Consider the following 12,634-nt stretch of genomic DNA (forward strand, 5'->3'; position numbering starts at 1 on the left):
GTAAATTTCATTAATTTTTACTGCTAAGTTGTTTGAACAATTGTATAATAGGAAATACGAATGTACATGTAAAGGAGAGAAGGATCGTATGCCATTATCACCTATTGATATACATAATAAGGAGTTTACCAAATCCTTCAGAGGTTATGCTGAAGATGAAGTAAATGAATTTTTAGATCAAATTATTAAAGATTATGAGATTTTGCTCCGTGAAAAAAAGGAAGTAGATAGACAACTAGAAATGTCCTTAGAACAAGCGAGACATTTTAACTCTTTAGAGGAAACATTACAAAAATCAATTGTAGTCGCTCAAGAGGCAGCTGATGAAGTAAGAAGAAACTCTCAAAAAGAAGCTAAACTCATTGTAAAGGAAGCAGAAAAAAATGCTGATCGTATTATCAATGAGGCTTTAACGAAGGCTCGTAAAGTGACAATTGAAATCGATGAGCTGAAAAAGCAATCAAAAGTATTCCGTAATCGTTTTAAAATGCTTGTAGAGGCACAGCTGGATTTACTAAATGCAGACGATTGGGACCACTTGCTACAATATGATATTGATCTGACTGAAATTCAAACATCTGTTGAAGAAGCACAAGAAGCCGATCAAGTTTAATTGCTATTATCAGCATTGTAACTTAATAAGTGAAGCTTGACGTGATTGTTTGATTTTCATATACTAATGTAATAGTAATTATTTTGAACAGATATGCATACAGGCAGAGACGAAGACAGTATTTGTTAGGCGTAGTTAAGCGATTTGGGGATAGTGTGAGCCCAAACATGCAAATAACAATGAACATCACTTCTGAGCTAAATAACTGAATGAAGTAAGTTATTTCGTGATGCACGACGTTAACGTGCTTTAAGTGGTAGTACAATTTTGTGCTACAATTAGGGTGGTACCGCGAGTATAAGCTTCTCGTCCCTTTGAGGGATTGAGAGGCTTTTTTTTATGTTCAAATGGTGGGAGGCTTTCATTTCTCGTTGATATGGATAAATCCTATATTTGAACTTATATCTCCGGTGTTGGAATGTGTTGATTTTGCCAATAACTAGAACTTAGGGATGGCATTTCACGCGACTCCTTGGAAATCAGCGTCACAGATGAGACCCTGGTGCGCAAACGAAGTGACCAACGAACGTTCCCTGGAAAGCGCCCAGTCGGAACGGAAATCAACCTCGTTATGGTGATAAACCTAATACTGTCGTATGTGAATGAGCGCTTAAGTGTATTTGTTCTTTGTTTGTAAATTTAAAGGAGGAATTGAAAAAATGGTTGAGTACAAAGATACTTTATTAATGCCAAAAACAGATTTCCCAATGCGTGGAAACTTACCGGCAAATGAACCGAAGATGCAAGAAAAATGGGATGAAATGGACATTAACAAATTACAGATGGAGCGCAATGCAGGACGCCCTGAATATGTGTTACACGATGGACCTCCATATGCGAATGGTGATATCCATATCGGTCATGCTTTGAATAAAGTATTGAAAGACATGATTACACGTCATCGCTCTATGACTGGCTACCATGTAAACTATATTCCAGGTTGGGATACACATGGTTTACCAATTGAGCAGGCTCTTACGAACAAAGGTGTAAAGCGCAAAGAAATGTCTGTTGCTGAATTCCGTAAATTATGTGAAGAGTATGCTTACGAGCAAATCGACAACCAACGTATACAATTCCGTCGTTTAGGTGTTCGTGGTGATTGGGAAAATCCATATATTACATTAAAGCCTGAATTTGAAGCACGTCAAATTGAAGTATTCGGTAAGATGGCTGAAAAAGGCTATATTTATAAAGGCTTAAAACCAGTTTACTGGTCTCCATCATCTGAGTCTGCACTGGCAGAAGCAGAGATTGAATATCAAGATGTTAAATCGGCTTCTATTTACGTAAGCTTTGCGATTAAAGATGCTAAAGGCGTTGTCCCAGCAGATGCTAAATTTATTATTTGGACAACAACACCTTGGACACTTCCAGCGAACTTGGGGATTTCTGTAAACCCTGAATTTATCTATGTTGTTGTGGCGGTTGCAGATAACAAATTCATCATTGCCAAAGAATTATTAGAAACTGTTGCTAACGAACTTGAGTGGGATGCATATGAGATTGTTCAGGAAGTAAAAGGTGAGGCACTAGATCGAGTTGCTGCACAGCATCCATTCTATGACCGTGAATCTCTTGTAATGGTTGGAGAGCACGTAACTGCTGAAGCGGGTACTGGCTGTGTTCATACAGCACCAGGACACGGGGAAGATGACTATCATATTAGTAAACAATATGGTCTACCAATTCTTAGCCCTGTTGATAATAGTGGCTGCTACACAGATGAAGCACCTGGTTTTGAAGGTGTATTCTACAATGATGCAAACAAAATGATCACAGAAAAATTAAAAGAAGTAGGCGCATTAGAAAAGCTTAACTTCTTTACACACTCATATCCACATGACTGGCGTACGAAAAAACCAGTTATTTACCGTGCAACACCACAATGGTTTGCGTCGGTTGATGCATTCCGTGATGAGTTACTAGGGGCTGTAAAATCAACAGCGTTTACACCTGCTTGGGGTGAAACTCGTCTTTATAATATGATTCGTGACCGTGGAGACTGGGTCATTTCACGTCAGCGCGCATGGGGCGTTCCAATTCCGATTTTCTATGCTGAAAATGGTGAGCCAATTATTACACCAGAAACAATTGCCCATATCTCAGCTTTATTCCGTCAGCATGGGTCAAATATTTGGTTCCAAAAAACAGCAAAAGAATTATTACCTGAAGGCTTCACACACTCTGGTAGCCCGAATGGCGAATTTACAAAAGAAAACGATATTATGGACGTTTGGTTCGACTCAGGTTCTTCACACCAAGGTGTATTAGTAGAACGTGGTATGAAATATCCAGCTGATTTATATTTAGAGGGCTCAGACCAACATCGTGGATGGTTTAACTCATCATTAATTACTTCAGTAGCTATTAATGGCTATGCACCATATAAGGGACTATTAACACATGGTTTCGTTCTAGATGGTGAAGGGCGTAAGATGAGTAAATCTTTAGGGAATGTCATTATCCCGAAAAAGGTTATGGATCAATACGGAGCAGATATTCTTCGTTTATGGGTTGCGTCAGTGGATTATACAGCCGATGTTCGTATCTCAATGGATATGTTGAAGCAAGTATCTGAGGTTTATCGTAAAATCCGTAACACATTCCGTTTCTTACACGGCAATGTAGCTGATTTCGATGCAGCGAAAGATCGAGTAGCATATGCGGACCTTCGTGAAATGGATCAATACGTTTATATGCGTCTACAAGATGTTTTAAAAACTGTACGTGCTGCATACGATCGCTATGATTTCGCAGCTGTTTACCATGCAGTGAATAACTTTGTTGCAGTAGAATTATCTTCATTCTATTTAGATATTGCAAAAGATGTTGTGTACATCGAAGGTAATGACAACAAAGACCGCCGTGCAATGCAAACAGTTATTTATGATACATTAATGACATTAGTAAAAGTGATGTCACCAATTATCCCTCATACAACTGATGAGATGTGGTCTTATTTACATGCTCAAGGTGTTGTAGAAGAGGTATCTGTACAATTAACAGACTTCCCAGAGGTAGACGAACATGAAAACTTTGAAAGTCTACGTACAAAATGGCTGAAAATCATTGATGTTCGTGATGATCTTTTAAAAGCATTAGAGGAAGCTCGTAATGCAAAAACAATCGGTAAATCACTTGAAGCGAAAGTGACAGTTTATGCAAAAGAAGATGTGGCAGCATTATTGAACGATGCAAACATTGACTTTGCACAACTATCAATCGTCTCTGCATTTGAAGTAGCACCAATAGAAGCTGCACCTGCAAATGCATTAGCTCTTGAACATGCATCGATTGTTGTAGAGAAAGCAACAGGTGAAAAATGTGAGCGTTGCTGGTCAATTTCTGAAACAGTCGGTTCAAATGAAGCACATCCAACAGTGTGTGCGCGTTGTGCAGAAGTTGTAGAAAAATATTACGTTTAATAAACAGTAATGCAAACTAAAAACAAGAATCTGCATTCTATGTAATTAAAACGCAAGTCTCCTTGAGGATGGGGGGCTTGCGTTGTTTACTTTCATGGAGGTCTAGCAGATTCTTTTTTATGTTAGTGAATAGTGAGCAACTTCTACAAAAATGTGAGTGATTCAACGATGTGTTATGAATGATCAGAGGTGTAATAATTGTCTAACAAAAGGTGGAAACAACATACCTGATAAATTATTTAAATAATATTTCTTGTGTATTGCGGTAGTCAGTTGGGGATATGCCAACATATTTCTTAAACGTATTACTGAAATAATTAGGTGTGTTAAAACCACAGATGGAGGAAATTTTTTCAATGGTGTAATCGTATTTTCGTAAATATGGTAGTGTTTTGATGATCCGTGTAAAGGCTACATAATCAACAAAATTACGACCAGTCTCTTTTTTAAACAATCTGCTGAAATGAGTAGAACTAAAGTTGATATATTTGGCAACATCACTAATCGTAATTTGTTCATCATAGTGCTCCTCGATATAGTGAATAGCCTTTTGGAGCGATTCTTGCTTTGTTAAATCTTCGTAAAACCGTATATGAATGTTTTGGACAGGTGGTTTTCTCCGTGCCTTTCGCGCTTGGCTATAAGATTCCTTAACTTGCATGGCGTCCTGAAAAACACCGCCAATCCCCATGAAAAGATGGATGCAATAATCTTTTTTTAATACTTCAATAACCTCAAGTAAACAAGCTACCCCCTCAGACCAATGCTTAAATGATGTGTATTCATTAGGAATGCGCATAAGCAACAGTAAATAACGTTCAAAATATAAAAAGGATAGAGGTGCTGTGATAGCAAATTTTTGACGAAATACATTTGTTATAACACTGCTCGCATCAAAAAGGAAAGGTCGATCTTCATCCATATCGATATAGCCCTGAATTAAAAATACGATATTTGGGATGCAATGTTTCGATAAAAAAGAGGCAGACTGGATTATTTCCTGCTCATTTTCAACTTCTCCTCGTATCAGTCGTTTTAAAAAGGCTTCTCGGAAAGGGGAAGTATGATCTTGCGAAATTTGCTGTGATAGCTCAAGCATTGTAATAGTACTTGCCTGTTTCTCTTTATAGGACGTGTAAAGCTTTTTAACAATTCGTAGAAATTTTGCTTTCTGTAATGGTTTTATGAGAAGTGCGGGCAAATTTAGTTCAATTGCTATCCCAGTTGAGTAGGTAAGGTGTTCTGTAACAATAGGGACAATTATACTATTAGGATAATTTCTTTTTAACCGATTTATCTTTACCCAGTCAAATAAACGGTTGATTTCATAGAAAATGAGGACGACATCTTCTGTTTTGGGCTCTTTACAGTTCATAAAGGTAATAGGAGGAAATTCTTCTAACCAGTAGCCCATTTGTTGTTTTTCATTTGAACTTTCAATATACCAAACAATATTTAAAATGCTAACAACTCCCTTCCGTTGTAAATGAAAAACAATAAAAACATTTTAACTTAAAATAGCATTTTTTTGTACTAATACAGCAATATTTTGTAACTAATTTATAGATTAAATAGAATAGAATAATTGTAGTGAATAATAATTTGAAATTTCAGATAATTATTCATCTAGATAGAAAGGGGGAGTTGAAGTATGGCAGAAGTAGGGAGTCAGGATTATGAATATGTGGAAGCCGGAACAGTAGATGTGAAGGATCTTCCGCCACTAGATGCAACTACTAACAAAATTATGAAAGATGAGTTTACAACAGGTTTTAGCTTAACGGTATTTTATTTCATTTTAATTTTTAGTATTCCCGTAATGAACTGGTTCGCTCCAGAACTTGCTTTTAAGAAAATTTGGGGTGGTATAACAGTTACATGGTTTGTGACAACAGTTGTAATGATGGCAATGGCTTTTATTATTGCTTATGTGCATACAGCATTGTACGAAAAACGCCTAAAGAAATACGAAATACTTAATAAGTAGTTTTAGCTTAGGGGGGATTTGTTAAATGATGAAAGCTCTATTAGAACCGAAGATGTTAATGACCATTGCTTTAATGGGAACAATTGTATATATTACGTATTTAACGAAAAGAAATGCAACGGCATCTGATTTCTTTGTAGGGGGAAGAAGTTTTGGCTGGTTTACAAATGGTTCGGCAATTGGAGGAGACTATTTAAGTGCAGCTACTTTCCTTGGAATAGCTGGTTTAACTTTCCAACTAGGGTATGATGGTGCTTATTATGCATTTTGCTTCTCAATTGGATTAACACTGTTAGCTATTTTTGTAGCTGGTCCATTAAGACGTTTTGGCGCATTTACCGTTGCCGATTTTTTAGCTTATCGTTTTCATAGCAAAAGAGCTAGGCTAGTAGCGGTAGCCGTAGTTTTAGCGATTTCTGGTTTTTATGCAGCGCCACAATTATTAGGTGCAGCACAAATTTTAAGTATGTTTTTTGGTACCTCTTATGAATTTGGCATTATCTTTACATGTATTGTAATGATCTTCTATGTAGGAATAGGCGGTATGAAAGGAACAACAATCAACCAAGCTTTAGAGCTATGGATTCGCCTTGGTGCGTTTATTGTGATGTTGATCGCAGCGATGTATAGTGGTTTACATTACGATAAAATTTTAGCTGCTATTAATTCGTTTAGCGGTCCAATTACAGGAACCTCACCATATGCTTTAGATGGAAAGGATATTAATTTTGATGGTGCTGCTTGGACAGGGACAGGCTTTTATTTCCCAACGTTTTGGCAAACTATTAGTATGACAATAGGTTTAGCATTAGGTACAATTGGTCTACCGCATATATTACTAAGATTTTATACGAATCCTAGCGCAAAGGCGGCTCGTAAATCAGCACTTATGGCGATTGGGATTGCTAGTGCATTTTTCTTATTAGCTGTCTATTTAGGCGTTGTAGGGCGTTCTATTTTTATCTCGGGTACTGCAAGTGAGGAAGTAATGCGCGATTTAGTCCTAGGTGGGAACAATATGGTTATTCCTACAACAGCACTTGCACTAGGAGGCAAATGGCTTCTTGGGCTTGTCATAGCAGGTGCATTTGCGGCCATATTCTCAAATTTATCAGGGTTATTTATTACAAGCTCAGGTGCATTAGCCCATGATTTATATGCAAGCGTTATGAAAAAGGATATTACAGAAAAACAACGAGTGGTTGCAGGGAAAGTAGCAATTGTTTTATTAGGTATTTTATATGGAGCATTAGGCTTACTTGTTAAGGATGCATCCATTGGACATTTAGTAGCTCTAGCCTTTACTGTTGCGGCCAGTACATTTACCCCAATATTCATTTTAGGTATTTGGTGGAGAGGAATGACAGAAAAAGGAGCAATTGCAGGTTTACTCATTGGACTGGGCGTATCCATGTGGATGATATTTTTACCAGGAACGTTGCCAAGCTTTTTGCAATTTAAAATTCCAGGCATTGTGACAGTACCAGTTGGCTTCTTATCGGTTGTTATCGTGTCACTATTAGATCGAAAAGTACCAGCCGATGTCAATGATTTCATGAAGCGAGTACACTCAAAAGAATCTGAAACAGCTTAAAATATTTGTATCTCTATAAACTTGATTGAAAATTAAAAGCTATTGCCATTACTTATGAAGTGATGGTAATAAGCTTTTTTTTCAGGAATAAAAGCGGCGGATTGAAGGGCAGAGCGGCGATAGAAAGGCGGAGCGGGGATAGAAAAGGCAAAGTGGCGGATAGAAAGGTGGAGCGGGGATAGAAAAGGCAGAGCGACGGATAGAAAGGCAAAGTGACGGAAAGAAGGGTCGAAGTGACGGATAGAAATTAGAGCGACGGATAGAAGGGTCAAAGTGACGGATAGAACCATCAAAACGACGGAAAGAAGAGCTGAAGTGACGGAAAGAAGAGCCGAAGTGACGGATAGAAAATAGAGCGACGGATAAAAAGGCCAGAGCGACGGAAAGAAGGGTCAAAGTGACGGATAGAAATTAGAGCGACGGATAGAAGGGTCAAAGTGACGGATAGAACCATCAAAACGCCGGAAAGAAGAGCTGAAGTGACGGAAAGAAATTAGAGCGACGGATAAAAAGGCCAGAGCGATGGAAAGAAGGGTCGAAGCGACGGATAGAACCGCCAAAGTGACGGAAAGAAGAGCCGAAGTGACGGATAGAAAATAGAGCGACGGATAAAAAGGCCAGAGCGACGGAAAGAAGGGTCAAAGTGACGGATAGAACCGCCAAAGCGACGGAAAGAAGAGCTGGAGCGCCGGAAAGAAGAGCCAAAGCGCCGGAAAGAAGAGCCGAAGTGATGGAAAGAAGAGGCAAAGCGGATAGAACAGTCAAAGTCGTGGATAGAACCGTTAAAATCGTGGATAGAACCATCAAAACCGTGGATAGCCCAGCCAAAATCGTGGATAGAACCGCCAAAGCGACGGAAAGAAGAGCTGAAGTGACGGAAAGAAATTAGAGCGACGGAAAGAAGGGCCAGAGTGACGGATAGAACTGGCAAAGCGACGAAAAGAAGGGCTGGAGTGACGGATAGAACTGGCAAAGCGACGAAAAGAAGAGCCGAAGTGATGGAAAGAAGAGGCAAAGCGGATAGAACAATCAAAGTCGTGGATAGAACCGTTAAAATCGTGGATAGAACCGCCAAAACGACGGAAAGAAGAGCCGAAGTGCCAGATAGCCCAGCCAAAATCGTGGATAGAAGAGCCAAACCCCGGATAGAACCGCCAAACCGCCAGAAAGAACCCTCAAACCGCCGGATAACCCAGCCAAACCGCAAAACAAAATGTCATTGCTTTTTAAGACAATGCTTTATGTAACAGATTTGGTGTTTCCTCCATATTTTCATGCTATATTAGTTATTCTGAGATGGGCTGTTATGGTAGAATAGGTTAGATGTTGAGTGAACGGAGGAATGGCTGTGTATAAATATTATGGATTGGCCGCATTCGTTGTCCTTTTAGATCAATGGACAAAATGGCTGATTGTGAAAAATATGGAGTTTGGTGAACGAATTTCAGTATGGGATCCATGGTTTGGGATTTTGTCTCATCGAAATAAAGGTGCAGCATGGGGAATGTTGGAAGGGCGAATGTTGTTTTTTAGCATTGTCACGATAGGTGTTATTTGTGCTGTCCTATATTATTTTCATAAAGAGGCTAAGGGTAAACCTATTTTTCAAGTTGGTTTGATGCTTTTATTAGGCGGAGCGATTGGTAATTTTATTGACCGTTTATTTAGGGGCGAAGTGGTCGATTTTATAGATGTATTGATTCCAGTAATTAATTATGATTTCCCGATCTTCAATATTGCGGATGCAGCTTTAACAATTGCGGTAGTGGTGTTAATGATTGGTTTAATCGTTGAAGATAAAAAAGAAAAGAAACAGGTGAAAGAATGACGCAAGTATCATATACAATGGAAGAACAGCAAAAGGGAGAGCGCATTGATAAGGCGCTTTCAAGTGTGCAATCAGAATGGTCGCGTACACAAATTGGAAATTGGATTACTGAAGGTATTGTCAAAGTAAATGGTGAGACTGTAAAGGCGAAGTATAAGGTGAAAACAGGTGATAATGTAGAAATAGATGTACCTGAAGCGGAGCCATTAGATGTCATTGCTGAAAACTTGGACCTTGATATTGTTTATGAAGATGCAGATGTCCTTGTTGTGAATAAACCAAAAGGCATGGTCGTGCATCCAGCACCTGGACATATGTCGGGTACTCTTGTAAATGGTTTAATGTATCATTGTAAGGATTTATCAGGCATAAATGGTGTTCTGCGTCCGGGAATTGTGCATCGTATTGATAAAGATACTTCAGGATTATTAATGGTTGCTAAAAATGATGCGGCTCATGAATCGTTAGTGAATCAGCTAGTTAATAAAACAGTGACACGTAAGTATACTGCGCTAGTACATGGACATATTGCACATGATAAAGGAACAATTGATGCACCTATTGCACGCGATCAAAAAGATCGTCAAAAACAAGCGGTTGTCGATAACGGAAAGCATGCAGTAACTCACTTCCAAGTTATTGAACGCTTTGGCGACTTTACATTAGTGGAGTGTCGTTTAGAAACAGGACGAACTCATCAAATTCGTGTGCATATGAATTATATTGGATACCCACTTGTTGGAGATCCAAAATATGGACCGAAAAAGACAATAGACTTCGGTGGACAAGTATTACATGCGGGAATTTTAGGATTCGATCATCCTACATCTGGCGAATATATCGAGTTTGAAACACCACTTCCTGCTGATTATGAACAATTATTAAATGATTTACGAAATAGGCATTGACGGATAGTAAAAGAAGGTCTATACTAACGAAAGTGAAATGAACAACTTAACTAAATATTCACCTTTAATGGCAGTCCAGAGAGGCTGAGAAGGTACATGTGATCGTGTTGTAAAAAATTTGTGATGCAAATTTTTCAACATGCTATTTAAACACGCATTCAACCCTCTCAGGCTATTCGCCTCGAGAGGTTTTTTTATGGACACATAGCCAACAATAGATAGAAGAGAGGAGGAAATTTATATGGCACAAAATGAGCTGTTAGATGGACAGTCAATGGCAAGAGCATTAACACGTATTGCGCATGAAATTATTGAACGTAATAAAGGGATAGATGAATGTATTTTAGTCGGCATTAAAACGCGAGGTGCTTTTCTCGCAAAACGCCTTGCAGAAAGAATTGAAAAAATTGAAGGTAAACCAATTCGTACTGGGGAGCTTGATATTACACTTTATCGAGATGATCTATCAACAAAGCATGAAAACGAGCAGGCGCATGTTGAGCAAGTTGATATTGATTACGTTGTAGGTAATCAAAAGCTTATTCTAGTTGATGATGTCTTATATACTGGGCGTACAGTACGAGCAGCACTAGATGCAGTGATGGATTTAGGACGACCTGCACAAATTCAACTGGCAGTACTTATCGACAGAGGTCACAGAGAGCTTCCAATACGAGCAGATTATGTTGGCAAAAACGTTCCAACATCTGGATCTGAACGTATAGTCGTAAATTTACAAGAAGTAGACGGAGAAGATTGCGTCATTATTTATAAAGAAGACTAACTATAAAGTGAGGAAACATTATGTCAAAAGCAGTATTAGATATACAGGATAAACCGACACCGGTCCAACTAGTGACATTAAGTTTCCAACACATGTTTGCCATGTTTGGGTCAACGATCTTAGTCCCTCAGCTGGTAGGTCTTAGTCCGGCAATCGCCCTTTTAACGAGTGGGATTGCAACACTTGTTTTCTTATTAGTAACACAGTTTAAAGTACCGGCATATCTAGGTTCATCATTTGCTTTCATCTCACCAATTCTAATCGCAGCGAATGGATTAGATGCAAATAAAGCTAGTGTGAATCCAGGGAATGCTATGATGGGGGCACTAGCGGTCGGTCTAGTTTACGGAATTGTGTCTTTAATCATTTGGAAGACAGGCTATAAATGGTTAATGCGTTTGCTACCACCAATTGTTGTGGCACCCGTTATTATCGTAATTGGTTTAGGACTGTCAGGTACAGCAGTAAATATGGCAATGAATATAAATGTAGAACAGGTAAACGAGACAACAGGAGTTGTTGAAACAGTATCTCAATACAGTGGATTACATTTTTCAGCAGCTTTAGTCACGTTATTAGCAGCGATTATTTTCACGGTATACTTTAAAAATATTTTAAGTGCTATGCCTATTCTTATGGGGCTAATTGTTGGATATATCTACTCAGTGTTTATTGGAATCGTTGATTTTACTCCAGTAAAAGAAGCATCATTTTTCGCTTCACCGGACTTTTTGATTCCAGGTGTGGACTACGAATTCAATATTACAGCTAAAATTTTACTTGCAATGGTACCAATCGTCATCGTAACGATTTCAGAACATATTGGTCACCAATTAGTTCTGGGGAAAGTAGTAAATCGAAATTATGTGAAAGATCCAGGCCTTCACCGCTCCATTTTAGGGGATGGTTTAGGGACATTACTGAGTGCTTTAATCGGCGGACCACCGAAAACAACATACGGTGAAAATATAGGAGTTTTAGCAATCACACGTGTCTATTCCGTGTATGTTATCATGGGAGCAGCAGTCATTGCGATTATCGTGTCGTTCTTTGGGAAAGCCATGGCATTAATTTCAACAATACCAACCGCAGTTCTTGGTGGTATTTCAATCTTATTATTTGGTATTATCGCGTCTAGTGGTTTACGTATGCTAGTTGAAAACAAAGTAGACTTTGGGAATAATCGAAACATGGTTATTGCATCTGTAATCCTAGTAGTAGGAATAGGCGGTGCTGCACTTAGATTCTCTGAGTCATTTGCTCTTGAAGGTATGGCATTAGCAGCAATTATAGGTGTAATTTTAAACTTAGTATTACCAGGTAGAGAGAAAGAAATTTTAGAAGATTAATTATATAAGCAGTACCTTTTAATGAATTGTCCAGAGAGGCAAAAAAAGGGAAGTTGTAGACAAGCTAAACGTAGGAATATGTTCTGCTCTAGTTTGTCACGCCTCCTTATGCCTCGTTGATGACATCAGCGGGGCTTTTACTT

At 38.6% G+C, this 12,634-nt stretch carries 12 protein-coding genes and 1 other annotated feature; of the genes, 8 read left to right on the plus strand and 4 right to left on the minus strand.

Going from position 1 to position 12,634, the window contains the following annotated elements; all coding sequences use genetic code 11:
• Positions 1-88: 88 nt before the first annotated feature.
• Complete coding sequence (locus QUF91_RS05960) at positions 89-613, plus strand: DivIVA domain-containing protein (protein WP_285399409.1); 525 nt, start codon at positions 89-91, stop codon at positions 611-613.
• A gap of 97 nt (positions 614-710) precedes the next feature.
• Positions 711-930: a binding site (T-box leader), on the plus strand.
• A 342-nt stretch (positions 931-1,272) separates the two neighbouring features.
• Positions 1,273-4,041 carry an isoleucine--tRNA ligase gene (ileS, locus tag QUF91_RS05965; protein ID WP_289417144.1) on the plus strand — a complete coding sequence of 923 codons (2,769 nt, stop codon included), beginning with the start codon at positions 1,273-1,275 and terminating at the stop codon, positions 4,039-4,041.
• Positions 4,042-4,276: 235 nt separating this feature from the next.
• Here ileS and QUF91_RS05970 read toward each other — a convergent pair whose 3' ends face one another.
• Positions 4,277-5,455, minus strand: coding sequence for an AraC family transcriptional regulator (locus QUF91_RS05970; protein ID WP_289417145.1), 1,179 nt, complete (start codon positions 5,453-5,455; stop codon positions 4,277-4,279).
• Between the two features lie 237 nt (positions 5,456-5,692).
• Here QUF91_RS05970 and QUF91_RS05975 point away from each other — a divergent pair, with 237 nt between their 5' ends.
• Together QUF91_RS05975 and QUF91_RS05980 are read left to right on the plus strand one after the other, a co-directional pair.
• Positions 5,693-6,028, plus strand: coding sequence for a hypothetical protein (locus tag QUF91_RS05975; RefSeq protein ID WP_285399404.1), 336 nt, complete (start codon positions 5,693-5,695; stop codon positions 6,026-6,028).
• A gap of 25 nt (positions 6,029-6,053) precedes the next feature.
• Positions 6,054-7,622, plus strand: coding sequence for a sodium/solute symporter (locus tag QUF91_RS05980; RefSeq protein WP_285399403.1), 1,569 nt, complete (start codon positions 6,054-6,056; stop codon positions 7,620-7,622).
• A 32-nt stretch (positions 7,623-7,654) separates the two neighbouring features.
• Here the strand turns inward: QUF91_RS05980 and QUF91_RS05985 are convergent, their stop codons facing one another.
• Genes QUF91_RS05985 through QUF91_RS05995 form a run of 3 tightly spaced genes read right to left on the minus strand, consistent with a single transcriptional unit; the run spans position 7,655 to position 8,760 of the window.
• Complete coding sequence (locus QUF91_RS05985; protein ID WP_289417146.1) at positions 7,655-7,912, minus strand: hypothetical protein; 258 nt, start codon at positions 7,910-7,912, stop codon at positions 7,655-7,657.
• Positions 7,912-8,076, minus strand: a complete 165-nt coding sequence (locus tag QUF91_RS05990) for a hypothetical protein (RefSeq protein ID WP_289417147.1) — start codon at positions 8,074-8,076, stop codon at positions 7,912-7,914. Before QUF91_RS05990 ends, QUF91_RS05985 begins: the two co-directional genes overlap by 1 nt.
• 39 nt (positions 8,077-8,115) lie before the next feature.
• Entirely contained in the window at positions 8,116-8,760 is a 645-nt protein-coding gene (locus QUF91_RS05995; RefSeq protein WP_289417148.1) for a hypothetical protein, read from the minus strand.
• 210 nt (positions 8,761-8,970) lie between these two features.
• Between QUF91_RS05995 and lspA the strand changes: the two genes are divergently transcribed.
• The 4 genes from lspA (at position 8,971) to QUF91_RS06015 (ending at position 12,491) form a co-directional block, all read left to right on the plus strand.
• On the plus strand, positions 8,971-9,450 hold the full coding sequence (lspA, locus tag QUF91_RS06000; protein ID WP_285399396.1) for a signal peptidase II: 480 nt from the start codon (positions 8,971-8,973) through the stop codon (positions 9,448-9,450).
• A complete protein-coding gene (locus QUF91_RS06005) occupies positions 9,447-10,358 on the plus strand; it encodes an RluA family pseudouridine synthase (protein WP_289417149.1) in 912 nt (303 codons plus the stop codon). Before lspA ends, QUF91_RS06005 begins: the two co-directional genes overlap by 4 nt.
• Positions 10,359-10,599: 241 nt before the next feature.
• A complete protein-coding gene (gene pyrR / locus QUF91_RS06010; RefSeq protein ID WP_285399393.1) occupies positions 10,600-11,142 on the plus strand; it encodes a bifunctional pyr operon transcriptional regulator/uracil phosphoribosyltransferase PyrR in 543 nt (180 codons plus the stop codon).
• Positions 11,143-11,162: 20 nt separating this feature from the next.
• The gene (locus QUF91_RS06015; RefSeq protein WP_285399391.1) at positions 11,163-12,491 is read left to right on the plus strand and encodes a solute carrier family 23 protein; all 1,329 of its coding nucleotides are present in this window, start codon (positions 11,163-11,165) and stop codon (positions 12,489-12,491) included.
• The last annotated feature ends 143 nt before the right edge of the window (positions 12,492-12,634 follow it).

Origin of the sequence: Lysinibacillus sp. G4S2, from assembly GCF_030348505.1 — a bacterium.
Taxonomy (GTDB): domain Bacteria; phylum Bacillota; class Bacilli; order Bacillales_A; family Planococcaceae; genus Lysinibacillus.

Excerpts from the sequence above, each read along its gene's own strand:
- QUF91_RS05960 (WP_285399409.1), top strand. The coding sequence starts at position 89 with ATGCCATTATCACCTATTGATATACATAATAAGGAGTTTACCAAATCC.
- ileS (WP_289417144.1), top strand. The coding sequence starts at position 1,273 with ATGGTTGAGTACAAAGATACTTTATTAATGCCAAAAACAGATTTCCCA.
- QUF91_RS05970 (WP_289417145.1), bottom strand. The coding sequence starts at position 5,455 with ATGGGCTACTGGTTAGAAGAATTTCCTCCTATTACCTTTATGAACTGT.
- QUF91_RS05975 (WP_285399404.1), top strand. The coding sequence starts at position 5,693 with ATGGCAGAAGTAGGGAGTCAGGATTATGAATATGTGGAAGCCGGAACA.
- QUF91_RS05980 (WP_285399403.1), top strand. The coding sequence starts at position 6,054 with ATGATGAAAGCTCTATTAGAACCGAAGATGTTAATGACCATTGCTTTA.
- QUF91_RS05985 (WP_289417146.1), bottom strand. The coding sequence starts at position 7,912 with ATGGTTCTATCCGTCACTTTGACCCTTCTATCCGTCGCTCTAATTTCT.
- QUF91_RS05990 (WP_289417147.1), bottom strand. The coding sequence starts at position 8,076 with ATGGTTCTATCCGTCACTTTGACCCTTCTATCCGTCGCTCTAATTTCT.
- QUF91_RS06005 (WP_289417149.1), top strand. The coding sequence starts at position 9,447 with ATGACGCAAGTATCATATACAATGGAAGAACAGCAAAAGGGAGAGCGC.
- pyrR (WP_285399393.1), top strand. The coding sequence starts at position 10,600 with ATGGCACAAAATGAGCTGTTAGATGGACAGTCAATGGCAAGAGCATTA.
- QUF91_RS06015 (WP_285399391.1), top strand. The coding sequence starts at position 11,163 with ATGTCAAAAGCAGTATTAGATATACAGGATAAACCGACACCGGTCCAA.